16 protein-coding genes are annotated in these 16,726 nt (G+C 64.4%); 8 read left to right on the top strand and 8 right to left on the bottom strand.

What is annotated here, in order from left to right:
* Positions 1-73 precede the first annotated feature (73 nt).
* Entirely contained in the window at positions 74-1,303 is a 1,230-nt protein-coding gene (locus BBTA_RS16660) for an LON peptidase substrate-binding domain-containing protein (RefSeq protein ID WP_012043662.1), read from the top strand.
* A gap of 231 nt (positions 1,304-1,534) precedes the next feature.
* Here the strand turns inward: BBTA_RS16660 and BBTA_RS41115 are convergent, their stop codons facing one another.
* The 7 genes from BBTA_RS41115 to BBTA_RS16625 form a co-directional block, all read right to left on the bottom strand.
* Positions 1,535-2,065, bottom strand: coding sequence for a GNAT family N-acetyltransferase (locus tag BBTA_RS41115; protein WP_012043661.1), 531 nt, complete (start codon positions 2,063-2,065; stop codon positions 1,535-1,537).
* Between the two features lie 104 nt (positions 2,066-2,169).
* Entirely contained in the window at positions 2,170-3,339 is a 1,170-nt protein-coding gene (locus tag BBTA_RS16650) for an acetyl-CoA acetyltransferase (protein ID WP_012043660.1), read from the bottom strand.
* Positions 3,340-3,412: 73 nt separating this feature from the next.
* Positions 3,413-4,396 (bottom strand): D-erythronate dehydrogenase, encoded by a 984-nt coding sequence (denD, locus tag BBTA_RS16645; protein ID WP_012043659.1) that lies wholly within the window; start codon positions 4,394-4,396, stop codon positions 3,413-3,415.
* Positions 4,397-4,583: 187 nt separating this feature from the next.
* Positions 4,584-5,492: a carbohydrate ABC transporter permease gene (locus BBTA_RS16640; RefSeq protein WP_012043658.1), complete on the bottom strand. Its 909-nt coding sequence runs from the start codon at positions 5,490-5,492 to the stop codon at positions 4,584-4,586.
* Complete coding sequence (locus BBTA_RS16635) at positions 5,489-6,442, bottom strand: carbohydrate ABC transporter permease (RefSeq protein ID WP_012043657.1); 954 nt, start codon at positions 6,440-6,442, stop codon at positions 5,489-5,491. The genes BBTA_RS16640 and BBTA_RS16635 overlap by 4 nt, the downstream gene beginning before the upstream one ends.
* A 207-nt stretch (positions 6,443-6,649) precedes the next feature.
* A complete protein-coding gene (locus BBTA_RS16630; protein WP_012043656.1) occupies positions 6,650-7,972 on the bottom strand; it encodes an ABC transporter substrate-binding protein in 1,323 nt (440 codons plus the stop codon).
* A 96-nt stretch (positions 7,973-8,068) separates the two neighbouring features.
* A complete protein-coding gene (locus tag BBTA_RS16625; protein WP_041750694.1) occupies positions 8,069-9,130 on the bottom strand; it encodes an ABC transporter ATP-binding protein in 1,062 nt (353 codons plus the stop codon).
* A 247-nt stretch (positions 9,131-9,377) separates the two neighbouring features.
* Between BBTA_RS16625 and BBTA_RS16620 the strand changes: the two genes are divergently transcribed.
* The 7 genes from BBTA_RS16620 to BBTA_RS16590 all read left to right on the top strand — a co-directional run bounded on the left by BBTA_RS16620 (position 9,378) and on the right by BBTA_RS16590 (position 15,905).
* On the top strand, positions 9,378-10,448 hold the full coding sequence (locus BBTA_RS16620) for a LacI family DNA-binding transcriptional regulator (protein ID WP_012043654.1): 1,071 nt from the start codon (positions 9,378-9,380) through the stop codon (positions 10,446-10,448).
* A 179-nt stretch (positions 10,449-10,627) separates the two neighbouring features.
* Entirely contained in the window at positions 10,628-12,451 is a 1,824-nt protein-coding gene (locus BBTA_RS16615) for an IlvD/Edd family dehydratase (RefSeq protein ID WP_012043653.1), read from the top strand.
* Between the two features lie 123 nt (positions 12,452-12,574).
* Positions 12,575-13,309: an SDR family oxidoreductase gene (locus BBTA_RS16610; protein WP_012043652.1), complete on the top strand. Its 735-nt coding sequence runs from the start codon at positions 12,575-12,577 to the stop codon at positions 13,307-13,309.
* A gap of 126 nt (positions 13,310-13,435) precedes the next feature.
* Complete coding sequence (locus BBTA_RS16605) at positions 13,436-14,182, top strand: SDR family NAD(P)-dependent oxidoreductase (protein ID WP_012043651.1); 747 nt, start codon at positions 13,436-13,438, stop codon at positions 14,180-14,182.
* Positions 14,183-14,317: 135 nt separating this feature from the next.
* Positions 14,318-14,707 (top strand): GFA family protein, encoded by a 390-nt coding sequence (locus tag BBTA_RS16600; RefSeq protein ID WP_012043650.1) that lies wholly within the window; start codon positions 14,318-14,320, stop codon positions 14,705-14,707.
* Between the two features lie 54 nt (positions 14,708-14,761).
* Positions 14,762-15,442: a site-2 protease family protein gene (locus tag BBTA_RS16595; protein ID WP_012043649.1), complete on the top strand. Its 681-nt coding sequence runs from the start codon at positions 14,762-14,764 to the stop codon at positions 15,440-15,442.
* A gap of 58 nt (positions 15,443-15,500) precedes the next feature.
* Positions 15,501-15,905 (top strand): hypothetical protein, encoded by a 405-nt coding sequence (locus BBTA_RS16590; protein ID WP_012043648.1) that lies wholly within the window; start codon positions 15,501-15,503, stop codon positions 15,903-15,905.
* Between the two features lie 21 nt (positions 15,906-15,926).
* Here BBTA_RS16590 and BBTA_RS16585 read toward each other — a convergent pair whose 3' ends face one another.
* On the bottom strand, positions 15,927-16,715 hold the full coding sequence (locus tag BBTA_RS16585) for a TonB family protein (protein ID WP_041750693.1): 789 nt from the start codon (positions 16,713-16,715) through the stop codon (positions 15,927-15,929).
* Between the last annotated feature and the right edge of the window lie 11 nt (positions 16,716-16,726).

Below are 16,726 nucleotides of genomic sequence, written 5' to 3'. Positions count from 1 at the left end.
CCTTTGCCCGAGCGACCGGGTCAGCAACGCAGCCACCTGACATGCCTGGTTCGCTCCTGCAGAGGATCAAGCGATGCGCGATTTTCGCGATGCCAAGCTTATGGCGCAGACCCTGCGCGACTCCCTGACTACGAAGTCCATCACCATCAGCCACAGTCAGAGCCTGGAGCTGGTCTCGCGGATGTTCGGCGTGGCCGACTGGAATACGCTGTCGGCGCTGATCAAGAGCGGCGATGGCACCAAGCCGCAGCGAGCACCTGTCATTCAGACCACAACGGTCCGGCGTCCCGCCATTCCGTTGCGCGACCTCGTTCCGTTCCCTGGCGCCACCTACCCGCTGTTTGTCGGGCGCGCCAAGACGATCAATGCGCTGAACGACGCCTTTGCCCGACAGACCGACCTCGTGATTGCACTGCAGAAGCAGCGCGCCGTCGACGAGCCCGGCTTCGCTGACCTGCACGAGATCGGGCTGCGCGCCGACCTAATGGAACTCTCGCCGCTGCCGGATGGCACGCTGAAGGTTCAGGTGCGCATCGGCCGGCGCGTCCTCATCAGAGCGTTCAGCAACGACGGCAGCGCCTATGAGGCGGAGGTGTCCGACATCGCCGAGGACGGGGCTGCCGATGCGCCGGATCTGATCCTGCGCGCCGTGACGCGCTTCGAGCGCTACGCCGCGATCCGCAACAGCCGCATGCCCGAGAGCTGGCCGCCGTTCGGTCAGGGACGACAGCCGGGCACCGTGGCCGACACGATCGCCGCGCAGGTGCTGCTGCCGCTCGCTCACAAATACGAGCTGCTGGCGGTGCTCGATCCGATCAAGCGCCTGGAGCTGGTCGAGGCACTGCTGGACGTCACGGCGCGGCCGCTGTCATCCGCGCTGCAGGCGACACGACAGCGTGCGATCGCAAGCGCGCGCGACCGCCGGCATCGCCATGCCACCCTCGAGCATCTGCTGCTCGCGCTGGTCGATGACGACAGCGCCGCTGCGGTGATGAAGAGCTGCCGTGCCAGCCTGAAGCAGCTGCGGACGAAGACCCTCGCCTATGTCGACACTGATCTCGCCCACCTCGCGGCCGAGGATGGCGAGATCGCGCAGCCGTCGCCGGCGTTCCTGCGCGTCAGCGACCGTGCCGCGCTGGCCGCCCAGGAGGTCGGCTATCCCATGATCACCGGGGCGAATACGCTGCTCGCGCTGTTTCCGGAGACGCGTAGCCCCGCCGCGCGCCTGCTCGCCGAGCACGGCGTGACCCTGGTGCGCGCCGCCAAGGCGGTGGCCGACGGCGTTGGCAAGGAGGAGGCGTGAGCCGGCGTCGCTCCCCGCCCACGATCGTCATTGCGAGGAGCGAAGCGACGAAGCAATCCAGAGTCGAGCACTCGGCTCTGGATTGCGTCGCTTCGCTCGCAATGACGAGAGTTTCGCAGCCCGGATGAGCGCAGCGATATCCGGGGTCACACGACATGCTGCGATGAACCCGGATGTCGCTGCGCTCATCCGGGCTGCGGCCGAAAGCCGTGGCGACATCCGCGCCTCTCGCTACACCGTCTCGCCGCAGAGATCGACGGGCCCATCCGGCCAGGGTCGTCCGAGCAGTTCGGCGACCATGCCGCCGCGGTAGACCAGGGTTTTCCAAGTGCGGTCCTTGTCGAGAAACAGCATCTCGTTCGTCATCGAGCGATAGCCGCTGGACATGTAGACAGGAGGCTCGAACGCGAACAGGATCGAGAAGGGGATCGATCGCTCGCGCAGGTGCTGATGCGCCCTGCCCATCAGCGCGCGGACGTGACCCCATCCGCGCTGATCGACGGCGACCGCCACCTCCCCCACCAGACCAGCCATCACCTCGTCGGAACCGACCTTGATGCGACTCTCGTAGATCGAGAGATGGCCGACAATCCGCTGTGCGAGGCGCAGCAGCACCGTCGCGTCGGGAGGACCGTGCTTGCCGTAGTAAAGACCAAGCTCGTCGGGCGCGCCTTCCGGATAGGCCTCGTTCAGAAGCGCGCGGACATCGGCCTCATCCGGGCTGCGTGATGGCGGGCTCGGTAAGACGCCGATCACCGTCATTGCGAGGAGCGAAGCGACGAAGCAATCCAGAGTCGAGCACTCGGCCCTGGATTGCGTCGCTTCGCTCGCAATGACGGAGGATGGAGTTTCACTTGAAGCGCTTCCTACTTCGCCGGCTCCAGAATCGACACGTAGTTCGCCACTGCGGCGCCGCCCATGTTGAAGATGCCGCCGAGCTTGGCGTTGGGGAGCTGCATGCCTTCCGGCGCCGTGCCAGTGAGCTGCATGGCGGTCATCACATGCATGGAGACGCCGGTGGCGCCGATCGGGTGGCCCTTGGCCTTCAGGCCGCCGGACGGATTGACCGGCAGCTTGCCGTCCTTGAGCGTCCAGCCCTCTTTGATCGCGCGAGCGCCCTGTCCCCTGGGCGTCAGACCCATTGCTTCGTACTCGATCAGCTCGGCGACCGTGAAGCAGTCATGGGTCTCGACGAAAGAGAGATCGGACAGCGTGACACCGGCCTTCTCCAGCGCGCGCTGCCAGGCCACCGTGCAGCCCTCGAAGGCGAGGATGTCGCGCTTGGACATCGGCAGGAAGTCCTGCGCATGGGCCGTGGCACGGACATTGACCGCCTTGGCGAACGACTTGGCGGTCTCGCTGTCGGTCAGCACCAAAGCGGCGGCGCCGTCCGACACCAGCGAGCAATCGGTGCGCTTCAGGGGGCCGGCGACATACGGGTTCTTCTCGCTCTCGGAGCGGCAGAACTCGAAGCCGAAATCCTTGCGCATCTGCGCATAGGGATTGGCGACGCCGTTCTTGTGGTTCTTGGCGGCGATCAGCGCCAGCGCGTCCGACTGGTCGCCGTATTTCTGGAAATAGCCTTGCGCGATCTTGCCGAACACGCCGGCGAAGCCGCCAACCGTGTCGCCGTCCTCCGGCAGGTAGGACGCCTTGAGCAGGTTCTTGCCGATCTCCGGTCCCGGCGTGCGCGTCATCTGCTCGACGCCGACGACGAGGACGATCTTGGCGGCCCCGGCGGCGATGGCGCGAATGCCCTGGTGCACGGCGGCCGAGCCGGTCGCGCAAGCGTTCTCCACCCGGGTCGCCGGCTTGAAGCGCAGCGCCGGATCGGCCTGCAGCACCAGCGAGGCGGTGAAGTCCTGGGCTGAGAAGCCGGCATTGAAATGGCCGAGCACGATCTCGTCGACGTCCCCGGCCGAAATGCCGGCGTCGGCGATCGCCTCATTGGCGACCTTGACGACGAGGCTCTCGACGGTCTCGGCGTCGAACTTTCCAAACGGCGTATGCGCCCATCCGACGATGCTGGCGGTCATGATCTCTCTCCCGAATATGTTTCCGCCCAGATGGCGACGCGCGCCATCCAGGTCCAGGGCTCAAGTGGCGTTCTCAAGCAACGAACTTACCATCAAGTTCATCCTCGATGTGAATCCGGATGATGTCGTCGAAGCTCTTTTCCTCGGTGGTGAAGCCGAGCTCGCGGGCCCGCTTGGCCTCGAAATTCCGCGGCCAGCCGTCGACGATGCCGACGATGAAGGGATCGGGAACCCGCTTGATGCGATTGGCGACGTTGTCGCCGGCGACGCGCCGGAGCGCGGCGATCTGCTCGCCGACGGTCGCCGACAGGCCGGGCATGGTCAGGTTGCGGCGCGGACCGATCTTCGCGGTGTCCATGGTCGCGGCATGCAGGAGGAAGCCGACCGCCGAGCGCGGGGTGGCGTGCCAATGGCGGACGTCCTCGGACACCGGCAGCACCGCCTCCTTGCCGGCCAGCGGCTCGCGCAGGATGTTGGAGAAGAAGCCGGAGGCCGCCTTGTTGGGCGCGCCGGGGCGGACACAGATGGTGGGCAGGCGGATGCCGACGCCGTCGAAGAAGCCGCGGCGGCTGTAATCGGCCAGCAGCAGCTCGCCGATCGCCTTCTGTGTGCCGTAGCTCAACAGCGGCGCATTGACGAACTCGTCGCCGATGGCGTCGGGGAACGGCGCGCCAAACACCGCGATCGACGAGGTGAAGACCAGCCGCGGCTTGTAGCCGTCACCGATCAACCTGACCGCGTCGAACAGCATCCGGGTGCCGTCGAGATTGATGCGGTAGCCCTTGTCGAAATCGAGCTCGGCCTCGCCCGAGACGATGGCGGCGAGGTGGAAGATCACGTCGGGACGATCAGCAACCAGCTTCTCGGCAAAGCCGGCGACCGCGAAATCGCCGGCGATGGTCTCGACCTTGAGGCTGGTGTCCGGCTTCGCCGGCGCGACAATGTCCTGCAGGGTCATGCGGGTGATGGCGGCCTCGCCGAGACGACCGTCGCGGACCAGCCGCTCCACCAGCTTGCGCCCGACCATGCCGGCGGCGCCGAGAACGAGAATATGCAAGGGATGCTCCTTCAAATGCAACGGTTGGGCGCGGTCTTAACTTCCGTCATTGCGAGCGAAGCAAAGCAATCCAGAGGCATCGGAATGGCTCTGGATTGCTTCGTCGCTTCGCTCCTCGCAATGACGAGAGTTGAGATCCACGTGAGCAATCGGCGACACCTTAACCCGGCTCACGGGCAAAGCCGCCCTACTCCTTCACTGCGCCGGTCATGGCCGACACATAATGCTCGACGAAGAAGGCGTAAAGGATCACGAGCGGCAGCGAGCCGACCAGGGCGCCGGCCATCAGCGATCCCCATTTGTAGATGTCGCCGTCGACGAACTCGTTGACGATCGCGACCGGCACGGTCTTGTTCGGGGTCGATTGCAGGAAGGTCAGCGCGTAGATGAACTCGTTCCAGCACAGGGTGAACGAGAAAATGAAGGCCGAGATCAGGCCGGGGACCGCAAGCGGCACCACGATCTTGACCAGGATCTGCCAGCGGTTGGCGCCGTCGATCAGGGCACATTCCTCGAGCTCGAACGGGATCGTCTTGAAGTAGCCCATCAAGAGCCAGGTCGAGAACGGGATCAGCAGGGTCGGATAGACCAGGATCAGCGACAGCGGCGAGTCGAACAGGCCATAGGCCTGGATCACCGAGGCCAACGGGATGAACAGGATCGACGGCGGCACCAAGTACGCGAAGAAGATCAGCACACCCACCGTGTCGGCGCCCTTGAAGCGCAGCCGAACGATGGCATAGGCGGCGAGCACCGAGGCGAAGATCGACAGCGTGGTGGCGCCGACCGCGACATACATCGTGTTCCACAGCCAGCGCGGATATTGCGTCTCGAACAGCAGCTTGGAGATGTGCTTGAAGGTCGGATGCACCACCCAGAACGGGTTGTACTTCTCCATGTCGATCAGCTGCTCGTCGGGTTTGATCGACGTCAGCCCCATCCAGTAGAACGGGAACAGCAGCACCACGAGAATGATGAACAGCGGCAAATAGAGCGTGACCAGCCGCCGCGGCAGCGACTCCAGGTAGCTCATGCCCTCGGATTCGTCGGAGCCCGCCGTGGTGGGCGCCTTGGCTTGCAGCGCGGTGTCGGTCATTGGTCGGATCCTTGCTGCCATTTGCGCCGTTGCATGCCGAACCAGGAAATCGCGATGGCCGCCATCAGGAACGGGATCATGGCGGTGGCGATTGCCGCCCCCTCGCCGAGCCGGCCGGAGATGATGCCGCGCTGATAGCTGAGCGTCGCCATCAGATGGGTGGCATTGACCGGGCCGCCGCGGGTCAGCGCCCAGATCAACTGGAAGTCGGTGAAGGTGAACAACACCGAGAAGGTCATGACGACGGCGATGATCGGCGTCAGCAGCGGATAGGTGATGTAGCGGAAACGCTGCCAGCTGGTGGCGCCGTCGAGCGTTGCGGCCTCATAGAGCGAGGGCGACACGGTCTGCAGGCCGGCCAGCAGAGTGATCGCGACGAACGGCACGCCGCGCCAGATGTTGGCGATGATAACGCTCGCGCGCGCCCAGGAAGTATCGCCGAGGAAGTTGATGTTCTGGGTGATGATGCCGAGCTTGATCAGCGACCAGGAGATGATCGAGAACTGCGCGTCATAGATCCACCAGAACGCGATCGCCGACAGCACGGTGGGCACGATGAAGGGGATCAGCACGATCGCGCGGATCATCGCCTTGAACGGCATGTGCCGGTTCAACAGCAGCGCGAGGTAAAGTCCGATAGCAAATTTGATGGCCGAAGCCACGATCGTGTAGAGCAGCGTGTTGAATACCGACAGCCAGAAGATCGAGTCGTCCCACAGCCATTCGTAGTTCTCGATGCCGACGAAAACGCCGCTGCGGCCGATCTTCTCGTCGGTGAAGCTCATCCAGACGCCCAAGCCCAGCGGATAGGCCAGGAACAGGATCAGGAACGCCGCCGCCGGCAGCATGAACCACAGCGCGATGACGTTGCGGTTGGTCTTGAGCCGCACCCACGCCGAGGGCTCGCCGATGGCCGCAGCCTGAGGCAACGAGGTCTGAATGGTACTCATTTATCCAGCAGCTCCCTTCGAACTGGCGCATGGATGACGCATGCCCGGCGGCGTTCGGGACCGATTGAGCGACTCCGTCATTGCGAGGAGCGAAGCGACGAAGCAATCCAGAGTCGTATGCGCGGCCCTGGATTGCTTCGCTTCGCTCGCAATGACGGTGAGCATGGCGCTAGCGCCTTTGCCCACCCTACACGGTCGAGTCCCGCCCTAGCGGAAGATGCGCTTGGCCGAGCGCTCGGCGCTGGCCATCGCCGTCTTCACGTCCTCGCGGCCGGTGCAGTAGTTCGCGAACATGTCGACCAGCACGAAATCGGCGATCGCAGCCGCGGCCGCTTCGCCGAGCTTGCCGAGTCCGGCCGGCGTGGTGGCGGTTGCCGCAACGTCGCGGTACGGCGTGTTTTTCGGATCGGCCGTCCAGATCGGATTGGCGTCGTAGCCTTTGAGGAAGTGCGACAGATAGCCCTGCGCCGCCTCGATCCACGGGTTGAACTGCTCCGGCTCCAGCATGAAGGCGGTGAACGCCTTGCAGGTCTGCGGGTACTTGGAGAAGTTGAACACCAGGATCGGGAAGCCCAGATGCATCTCGCGGGTCTTGCCGTCGATGCCGGGCGGCAGATGCGCGTGGTTCATGTCCTCGGCGATCTGCGGCGCCTCCTTCTTGGCGGTCACGTAAATCGAGATGCCGTTGACGGTCGCGTAGAGCTGGCCGGCCAGGAACGCCTTGTTGTTGGACGAGTCGTTCCACGACGCGGTGCCCGGCACGAAATTGTCGTACAGGCCCTTGACGTATTCGAGCGCCTTGGCGGTCTCCGGCGAGTTGATGACGACCTTGTTGTCCTTGTCGATGAGATTGCCGCCATGCGCCCACAGCGCCCAGTGCACCCAGCCATTGGCGTCACCCGAGGCGTGGCCGAGCGCCATGCCGCCTGGCGTGCCGTTCTTGTTCATGGCCTTGAAGAACTCGGCCATGCCGGCAAGGTCCTTCGGGAACTGCTTGAAGCCGGCCTTCTCGGCCGCCGAGATGCGATAGTTGATCAGGCCGCCGGTGGCCGCCACCGGGATGCCGATCCACTTGCCGTCGAGCATGCCATAGGCCTTGCCGGAGTCGGTCCAGCCGCCGCACTTCTTGCCGAGGTAGTCGGCGACGTCGGTCATGTCGACGCATTTGTTGGAGAACAGGAAGGGCAGCGTGTAGAGGCCCCACACCATGTCGAGCCCCTGCCCTGTATTGGCCGCGACCGAGGCCTTGGGCTGGACATCGTCATAGGATTCGTTGGAGATGTTGATGGTGACGTTGTTGGCCTTCTGGAAGGCGTCGACGATCTTCATGAAGGCCACGTCCTCGGCCTCGACGAAGCGCTTCCAGCGCATCATGTTGACCTTTGCGCCCGGCTCCGGCTTCCAGGGCGAGGTCTGCGCCCAGGCCTTGGCGTAGCCGAGCAGATCCTCGGCCGACATCGTCGCCGCGGCCGCCAGCAAGGTCGCGCCACCCTTGAGCAGAGACCGTCGATCCGTAGGGAAATAAGTCATCTGAAGTTTTCTCCCGTTGAATATTTTGCTTGTTTTGTTTGTTGGCAGTTTCTTGTTCTTTTTATTCGTTCGTTGGTTCGGCCTCGCGCGGCCGGATCAGAGTCTCCGGCCGGTATCCTTGTCGAACAGATGCGCCGCGGACGCACGCGGACGCAAATGGATCTTCGCGCCCGGCACGACCTCGTGGCGGTCGCGGAACACCGCGATGATGTCCTGTGTGCCGATGCGGGCGACGATCTGGGTCTCCGATCCCGTCGGCTCGACGACGACGACCTCGGCCTCGATGCCGTCATCGGCGAGTTCGAGATGCTCGGGCCTGACGCCATAGACCACCGGACGGCCGTTGGACGCGGCCGGCGCGGTCAGCAGTGGCAGCTTGGCGCCATTGTCGGTCTCGACATAGACAGTGCCGTTGGATTTCAGGTGGCCGTTGAGGAAATTCATCGCCGGCGAGCCGATGAAGCCGGCAACGAACTGGTTGTCCGGCTTGTCGTAGAGATCGAGCGGCGAGCCCATCTGCTCGACGATGCCGTCATGCATCACCACGATCTTGTCGGCCATGGTCATGGCCTCGATCTGATCATGGGTGACGTAGACGGTGGTGGTCTTGAGCCGCTGATGCAGTTCCTTGATCTCGGTGCGCATCGCAACGCGCAGCTTGGCGTCGAGGTTCGACAGCGGCTCGTCGAACAGGAACACTTGGGGATCGCGCACGATGGCGCGGCCCATCGCGACGCGCTGGCGCTGACCACCGGACAGCTGGCGCGGATAGCGGTCGAGCAGCGGCGTCAGGGCGAGGATCTCGGCGGCGCGCGCCACGCCCTTCTTGATGTCCTCGGGCCGCGCGCCGCGCAGCTTCAGCGAGAAGCCCATATTGTCGGCGACCGTCATGTGCGGATACAGCGCGTAGTTCTGGAACACCATCGCGATGTCGCGCTCTTTCGGCTGCACATTGTTGACGACGCGCTCGCCGATCGAGATCGTTCCGGAGGTGATGTTCTCGAGCCCTGCCAGCATGCGCAGCAGCGTCGACTTGCCGCAGCCGGACGGACCGACCAGCACGACGAACTCGCCATCCTCGATCGGAATCGTCACGCCGTGCAGGACTTCGAATCCGCCGAACGATTTGCGCACGTCGCGAATTTGCACCGACGACATCAATTTCCTCCTCATAGACCGACTGCATTGGCTGCAGATCGGCGGCATTCTGACCGTTGCTTGCGGCCGATTGATCTGACCGCTTATCGTTATGTAGTCTTTTGATCGTTCAAGCTGTGTGACGGGACGACAGCTCAGCACGCATTGTCCGCAGTTTAATTCTCTTTCGCAATGCTTCGCTTAGCAACCACGTGATAGCGCTGTCAATATCGCTTGTGTACCAGACCGCCTATGCTATGAGCGACGGATGGGACGGAAACATATCAAGCCGGGCAAAGTCCGGCTGACCGAGGTTGCGGCACTGGCGGGCGTCAGCCCGATCACGGTGTCGCGCTTCTTCCGTAATCCCGACACCGTCTCGCCCGGACGCCGATTGCGCATCGAGAGCGCCGCCAAGGATCTCGGCTACGTTCCCAACCTCGCCGCGCGCGCGCTCGCGTCGCAGCGCACCGAAGTGATCGGCGTGCTGATACCGTCGCTCACCAACAACGTGTTCTCCGACGTGCTGCGCGGCATCTACGACGCCTTCGAAGGCAGCCGCTACAGCATCCAGCTGGCCAACACCCGTTACAGCGTGCTGCAGGAGGAGCGCCTGCTGCGGCTGTTCCTGATGCAGAAGCCGGCGGGCATGATCGTCACTGGCGTCGACCAGACGGCCGAAGGCCGCGCCATCGTGCAGGCGGCCGACTGCCCGGTGGTGCAGATCATGGAGCTCGGCCCCGATCCGATCGACATGATGATCGGTTTCTCCCATGTGGACGCCTGTTTCGCCGCGATTTCCCACCTTCTCGCCCAGGGCTGCCGCCGCATCGGCTTTCTCGGCGCACGCATGGACCCAAGGGTGCAGCGCCGCCTGCAGGGCTATCAGAACGCGATGAAGATCGCTGGCCTGTTCGATCCGCGACTGATCGTCACAACGGCGGTGCCGACCTCGACGACCATGGGCGGCAGCCTGTTCTCGGATCTCATGCTGAGGGCACCGGACGTGGATGCCGTGTTCTGCGCTAATGACGATCTTGCGCTCGGCGTCCTTTTCGAATGCCAGCGCCGGCACATCGCGGTGCCCGAGCAGATCGCCATCGTCGGCTTCAACGACATGGAGTTCATGGCCTCGGCGGTTCCGTCGCTGACCAGCGTGAGGACCAATCGCTACGAGATGGGTCTGCGGGCCGCGACCATGATCATGGACGAGATCGAGGGCCGCCCGGTCACCGAGCGCGTCGTCGATCTCGGCTTCCAGGTCATGGAGCGGCAGAGCTCGCAGCAGCGCCACGCCGTCGCACCGGCGGCAGATCGCGTCTCAGGAACAAAATGGTAGCGCAACCAAAAAGGCTGAACTAGAACCACGACGAGCGACAACGACTTGAACGAAAGACGTAGGCGATCTCGACACCGGCCGATTGCACCCTGACCGGGGCGCGCGCTGAGCACCATCCATGCGACGGGGCGCACATGAGCCAAGCCGGCGTCGCCACGTTGCACTGCGGGAGGAAACGAATGACAAAATCCAACGGACATGCCGGCAACGGCGCTGACAAGGGCCGCAAGCTGCGCTCGCAGGCCTGGTTCAACGATCCGCACAATCCGGGCATGACGGCGCTGTATCTCGAGCGCTATCTCAATTTCGGCTTGACCCGTGCCGAGCTGCAATCGGGCAAGCCGATCATCGGCATTGCCCAGACGGGCAACGACCTGTCGCCCTGCAACCGCCACCACATCGAATTGGCGCATCGCGTGCGCGAAGGCATCCGCGAAGCCGGCGGCATCGCGATGGAGTTTCCGACACACCCGATCCAGGAGACCGGCAAGCGGCCGACCGCGGCACTCGACCGCAACCTCGCTTATCTCGGACTTGTGGAAATCCTGTTCGGCTATCCGCTCGATGGCGTGGTGCTGACCACCGGCTGCGACAAGACGACGCCCGCCTGCCTGATGGCGGCGGCGACCGTGAACATCCCCGCGATCGTGCTGTCGGGCGGGCCGATGCTGAATGGCTGGCACGAGGGCCAGCGCACCGGCTCCGGCACCGTGGTCTGGAAATCGCGCGAGCGGCTCGCCGCCGGCGAGATCGACTATGAGGAGTTCATGCAGATCGTGGCGTCGTCGGCGCCGTCGGTCGGCCACTGCAACACCATGGGCACCGCCTCGACCATGAACGCGCTCGCCGAGGCGCTCGGCATGTCCCTGCCCGGCTGCGCCGCGATCCCCGCGCCGTATCGCGAGCGCGGCCAGATCGCCTATGAGACGGGCAAGCGCATCGTCGACATGGTCTGGGAAGATCTGAAGCCGTCGGACATCCTCACCCGCAAGGCGTTCGAGAACTGCATCGTGGCGAACTCCGCGATCGGTGGCTCGACCAATGCGCCGATCCACATCAACGCGCTGGCGCGCCATGTCGGCGTCGAGCTCGATATCGACGACTGGCAGAAGGTCGGCCACGACGTGCCGCTGCTGGTCAACATGCAGCCGGCAGGCTTCTATCTCGGCGAGGAATTCCACCGCGCCGGCGGCGTGCCGGCCGTGATCGGCGAGTTGATGCGGCACAAGCGCATCCATGAGGACGTCATCACCGTCAACGGCCGCAGCATGGGCGACAATTGCCGCGCGGCGCCGAAGCCGGACAATGACGTGATCTGGTCCTACGACAAGCCGCTGGTGAAGGACGCCGGCTTCCTGGTGCTGCGCGGCAATCTGTTCGATTCCGCGATCATGAAGACCAGCGTGATCTCCAAGGAATTCCGCGACCGCTATCTCAGCAACCCGAAGGACCCGAATGCCTTCGAAGGCCGCGCCATCGTGTTCGAGGGGCCGGAGGACTACCACGACCGCATCGACGATCCCGCGCTCGCCATCGACGAGCACTGCGTTCTGTTCATCCGCGGCGCCGGCCCGATCGGCTATCCCGGCGGCGCCGAGGTGGTGAACATGCAGCCACCGGCCGCGCTGATCAAACGCGGGATCCTGTCCCTGCCCTGCATCGGCGACGGCCGGCAGTCCGGCACCTCGGGCTCGCCCTCGATCCTCAACGCCTCGCCGGAAGCAGCCGCCGATGGCGGGCTCGCCATCCTCAGGACCGGCGACAAGGTGCGCATCGACCTCAACAAGGGCTCGGCCAACATCCTGATCTCCGACGAGGAGGTTGCGAAGCGCCACGCCGAGTTGAAGGCCAAGGGCGGCTTCCCGTATCCCGCCAATCAGACGCCATGGCAGGAGCTCTATCGCAACACTGTGGGCCAGCAGGCCACCGGTGCCTGCATGGAGCTCGCCACGCGGTATCAGAATATCGCTGGCACTGTCGGCGTGGCACGGCATAATCATTGAACGAACCACACTCATTGCGAGCGGAGCGACGCAATCCAGGGCTTGCGTAAAAGACTCTGGATTGCTTCGTCGCTTCGCTCCTCGCAATGAAGCCGAGACACCAAGCCATCTCAGGGAGACCCCATGTCCGACCGCCTCAAGGGCAAACGCGCCTTCGTCACCGCCGCTGCTGCCGGCATCGGTCGCGCCTGCGCGATCGCCTTCGCGCGGCAAGGCGCGACCGTGTTCGCCACCGACATCGACGAGAAGGGTCTTGCGACGCTGAAGAGCGAGGGCATCGCCGAGGTGGCGACGCTCGACGTTCGCAGCACGGCGGCGGTCAATGCGATGGCCGATCGGGTCGGCAAGGTCGAGATCCTGCTCAATGCCGCCGGCTTCGTGCACAACGGCACCATTCTCGACTGCTCCGACGATGACTGGGACTTCTCCTTCGACCTGAACGTCAAGTCGATGCATCGCACCATCCGCGCCTTCCTGCCGAAGATGCTCGACCAGGGCGGCGGCGCCATCGTCAACATCGCCTCCGCCGCCGGTGTGTTCAAGGCGGCACCGAACCGCTACGTCTATGGCGCGACCAAGGCCGCCGTTGCGGCATTGACGCGCTCGGTCGCGGCGGATTTCGTGGCCAAGAAGATCCGCTGCAACTGCATCTGCCCGGGCACGATCGAAACGCCATCGATGCTCGGTCGCGCCGCGTCGGCCGGGCCGAACGGGCTCGATATGTTCATCTCGCGCCAGCCGATGGGCCGGCTCGGCACCGCCGAGGAGATCGCGCATCTCGCTGTCTATCTCGCCAGCGACGAGAGCGCGTTCACGACCGGCGTGGCGCATACGATCGACGGCGGCTGGACGTTGTAGCTTCTCCTCATCCTGAGGAGCCGCGCAGCGGCGTCTCGAAGGATGAGGCCCGGATGTCTCGGGGCCTTATGGTTCGAGACACGCTCACGCGCTCCTCACCATGAGGAGTAAAACGGGAGTCTAACGATGAACCACATCGACCTCGCCCATCGCTGCGCCGTGGTCACGGGTGGCGCGCAAGGATTCGGTCGCGCGATCACCGAGCGCTTCAAGGCGTCCGGCGCCAAGGTCGCGATCTGGGACCATGATATCGCGCTGGCCGAAAAGACGGCGAAGGAGATCGGCCCCGAGGTGCTGGCGCTGCAGGTCGACGTCACTGATCCAGCAGCGGTGGAGAAGGCCCGCGACGCCACGCTGGCCGCGTTCGGCACCATCGACATCCTGGTCAACAATGCCGGCATCGCCGGGGTCAACAAGACGGTATGGGAGACTGACCTCGAGGAATGGCGCAAGGTGCTGCGCATCAATCTCGACGGCCCCTTCATCTGCGCCAAGGCGATCGTGCCGGTCATGCTGAAGCAGGGCTATGGCCGCATCGTCAACATCGCCTCGATCGCCGGCAAGGAAGGCAACCCGAACGCCGCGCATTATTCGGCGTCGAAAGCGGGACTGATCGCGCTGACCAAGTCGCTCGGCAAGGAGCTGGCGCAGCAGAACATCACGGTGAACGCGGTGACGCCGGCCGCGGCGAAGACGGCGATCTTCGACCAGATGACCGAAGCGCACATCAATTTCATGCTGTCCAAGATTCCGAAGGGCCGGTTCGTCCTGGTCGAAGAGCTCGCGGCGCTGGTGGCGTGGCTCGCCTCGGACGAGTGCTCGTTCTCGACCGGCGCCGTGTTCGACATTTCCGGCGGGCGGGCGACGTATTAGAGCCACGGGCATGATCCGGATCCGTGGGAGGCGGCTTTCCGAAGATCGTGGTCCGAAGGCTCGTTCGCTGCGGCCGGCGCCCCGCCCTCGCGCGACGCGGTCGTCCAGGGACTGGTGTAAGAGGATGCTCTCACGATGATCCATTACGGCGGCTGCCTCTGCGGAGCGGTGCGCTTTGCCTGCGAGGGCGAGCCGATCAATGTGCGCGTCTGCCACTGCCGCAACTGCCAGAAGGCGATGGGATCGCCCTTCTTCGCCCGCGCACTGTTTGCCCACGATGCGCTGACGATCCAGGGTGAAGCCGCGCGCTTCCCCTCCTCCGACGCGCTCGACCGGATGTTCTGCCCGCGTTGCGGCACTCGGCTGTTCTCCTGGCGCAACACCCGCCCGGTGGTCGGGGTCGCGCTGGCCTGCTTCGACGATCCCAATGTCTTCGCGCCCACGGAGCACATCTGGGTATCGGCCAAGATCGGCTGGGTCTCGCTCAATGACGGCCTGCCGCAATTTCCGGAGAATCCTGCGTAGCATCGGGGAACCGCAATCCCTATTTAAGGGAAAAGTCCCTCCGGAACCCTCTCATTGAACATCTCCCTTTACGGCGTCTCCGTCTGGATCCTGCCGATCATCGTCGCCATCACCTTTCATGAGGCCGCCCACGCCTTCGTGGCCTGGCGCTTCGGCGACGAGACCGCATTGCGACTCGGTCGCGTCAGCTTCAACCCGCTGAAGCACATCGATCCGTTCGGGACGATCCTGCTGCCAGGGATGCTGTTGCTCTCCGGCTCCCCCTTCCTGTTCGGCTACGCCAAGCCGGTCCCGGTCAATTTCCGCAATCTTCAGCCGCTGCGCGCCGGCATGGTCATGGTCGCGCTGGCCGGCCCGGCGACCAATATCGCGCTGGCGCTGGCCGCGGCGCTGGCATTCCACGTGCTGCCACTGGTCCCGGCGGCTGGCGCGCAATGGGTTGCCCATAATCTGCTCAATGCCTTTTCGTTCAACATCCTGCTCGCGGTTTTCAATATGCTGCCGATACCGCCGCTCGACGGCGGCCGGGTGGCGGTCGGCCTGCTGCCAGCGGTGCTGGCGCGCCCGTTTGCCCGCCTGGAACCCTATGGCATGCTGATTCTGATCGGTTTTCTGATCCTGCTGCCGCTCGCGGGCTCCCAGTTCGGTCTTAATCTTGATCTTGTGTCAGGGCTGCTCCGCGCCACGACCGATTCTCTCAAGCAGCTGCTTCTGTTATTGACAGGCAATGCATAAGTCTCCGCATCAGGGATGGTAAACGAGCTCCGAGGCAGTCTTGGTCAAAGCCGCTGACATGATGATTGCGCGCCGTGCCGACACGCGCGCCCGCGCCGATTTCGCGACCTGGAAGATGATCGCCAAGCTGAACGGCGCCTCCGGCCTGCCGCCGGCCGCGCAGGAATTCCTGGCGAGCTACAAGACTCGCCTCAACGAGATGTCGGAGCACGAGGCGACCGAGGCCACCATCCGCGAGATGTACAAGGCCTATTATGCCGAGATGGGCGGCGGCGGCGCACCGCCGGAGGTGAAGCCGGTCAAGGCCGAGCCCGTCACCGACAATGTGACCGCCTTCCGCAGGCTCCCGCCCAAGCCAAAGACGGCGCAGACCGGTCGGTCCACGCCGCGAAAGATGCCGGTGGCGCTGATCTTCATCGCGCTCTGCGTGCTGTTTGTCGGGATCAAACTGTACTGGCCGTAGCAGCCGGCCGAGCCGGCCAGCTCATTTAGGCGGATTGAACTTCACCGGCAAGGTGAACGCAAATTCGTCGTCGGTCAGCCCGGCCGGCGGACGCGGCACGGGGTCGGACCGACGAACCATCGCGATGGCCGCCTGATCGAACTCGGCATCCCCGGACGATTCCTTCACATCGACGGTCACGACGCGACCCAGCCGATTGAGCAGGACCGAGAGCTTGAGCTGCGCCGCGCTCTTCCTTCCGGCAGGATACTTCTTGTGCAGCTCGAAATAGGCGCTGATCTTGCGGCCCCAATTCGCCGTCAGCTTGTCGCGGTCCTTGCCGATACCGACATTGGGCGCCTTGGTCTTCTCGGACTCCGGCGCCTTATCGTCGAGCGACTTGCGCGCACTTTCCTGCGAAGACTCCTGCGCTTCAGACGCTTGGGTCTGGACTGTCGCGACCTTCTGCTCCTCGGTCGGCTTCTTCACGTCGGAGGTTGTGACCTCGCGGTCCGCCTCCTCGGTCGTGGTCGGCACGTCCTTCGGCAGGTCGGTCTGCTCGACCTCGGCCTTCTGCTCCTGCATCTCCGGAGCGGCGTTCTGTAACGGAGCGTCCTGTCCGACCGGCACCTCGTCGTTGTCGACCTTCGGCGAGCCCATGTCGATGTCGATGACCTCCGCGCCCGCCGCGCCCAGGCCGCCCGCATCCTCGTCGTTCTTGAAACTGGTGAGCGCGAGCGCGGCTCCGCCGAGATGCAGCGCCACGGCGGCGACGGTCGCAAGCAGCCACAGGCGGCTCGAGCTGGCATGTCCGGTGTCGAGATCGCTCATGGCTGCCGTCT

The organism is Bradyrhizobium sp. BTAi1 (genome assembly GCF_000015165.1).
Lineage (GTDB): Bacteria > Pseudomonadota > Alphaproteobacteria > Rhizobiales > Xanthobacteraceae > Bradyrhizobium > Bradyrhizobium denitrificans.
Note: the sequence above shows the minus strand (reverse complement) of the source record. Positions and strands in the feature narration are given on the sequence as shown.